The 1,240-nt window shown below is 64.4% G+C and carries 1 protein-coding gene; it reads left to right on the top strand.

Annotated elements, in window-relative coordinates; all coding sequences use genetic code 11:
* Nucleotides 1-107: 107 nt before the first annotated feature.
* On the top strand, nt 108-1,240 hold a 1,133-nt coding region (locus AC3B8H_RS21500), incomplete at its 3' end, for a TonB-dependent receptor plug domain-containing protein (protein ID WP_488443542.1).

Raw genomic sequence — 1,240 nt, 5'->3', positions numbered from 1 at the left:
AGCCGAACATTCCCGCCGACAACGCACCAGTCGCGCCGCGCGGGCCGGCGCCGCTCGCAACGCTTCCAAGCCGCCTCGGCTCGATTCACGCCAAACTCGGCGCGTCAGTGCTGTTATTGCTGGCGGCCGGTCTCGGATCGGCATTCGCGGCGGAATCCGGCACTGAATCCGACGCGCTAGAAATGGAAGCCGTCGAAGTGGTCGAAAAGAAACTTCGCTCCGATTCGGCGCCGCATCAAAGCCAAATCAGCGGCGACGCCTTACGGCTTCAGCAAGCCGACACCTTGGGCAAAACCCTGGAAAATCAGATGGGCCTGGCCAACGCCTCGTTCGGACCCGGCGTCGGCGTGCCGGTGATTCGCGGCCTGACCGGCTCGCGCGTGCGCATCATGCAGGACGGCATCGGCAGCCACGACGCCTCCTTTCTCAGTCCTGACCACGCCGTCGCGATCGAGCCGCTGTTCGCCGAGCAGATCGAAGTCGTGCGCGGCCCCGACACCATCCGCTACGGCGGCAACGCCATCGGCGGCATCGTCGACGTCAAGGATAACCGGATTCCCGAGCGCGTCCCCGGCCGCCTGATCGAAGGCGCCGCCGAAACCCGCTTCGACACCAACGCCGACGGCACCCATTCCGGCTTCAAACTGGACCTGGGCAAGGACGCGCTGGCGCTGCGCGTTGCCGGATTTCATCGCAATCGCAACGACACCGAAATTCCCGGCGAAGCGATCGATACCGGCGCGGTCCGCGAACAGTTCGGCCTGAATAATATCGTCAACGCCAGAGGCACGATTCCGAACACCGACAGCGAGAGCGCCGGCGGCTCGCTGGGCCTCGCCTGGCTGGGCGAGTCGGCGATGGCCGGCATGGCGGTCAGCCGGACCGGTAACCGCTACGGCATTCCCAAGGGCACCCACGGCATCGACCCCAGCGATCTGGACGGTCTGGAATTGTTGCTGCCCGACATCGACCCCGCCCTCATCGGCGAGTTCGCCGATATTCTCGGTGCCGAGGCGCTGAACCCCAGCGTGCGCATCGACCTGCGCCAAACCCGCTACGACTTCAAAAGCGAATGGTATCCACCGCTGCCCGGCATCGAAAAACTGACCTTCCGCTATGGCGTCGTCGATTACGCCCATACCGAAATCGAAGGCGGGCTGCCGTTTACCACCTTCACCAACCAAGTCGGGGAAGGCCGTTTCGAAATTCACCACAAGCTCTTCAAGGCCCTAACCGGCAG

It is taken from the genome of Methylomonas sp. BG-2 (genome assembly GCF_057766305.1).
Note: the sequence above shows the minus strand (reverse complement) of the source record. Positions and strands in the feature narration are given on the sequence as shown.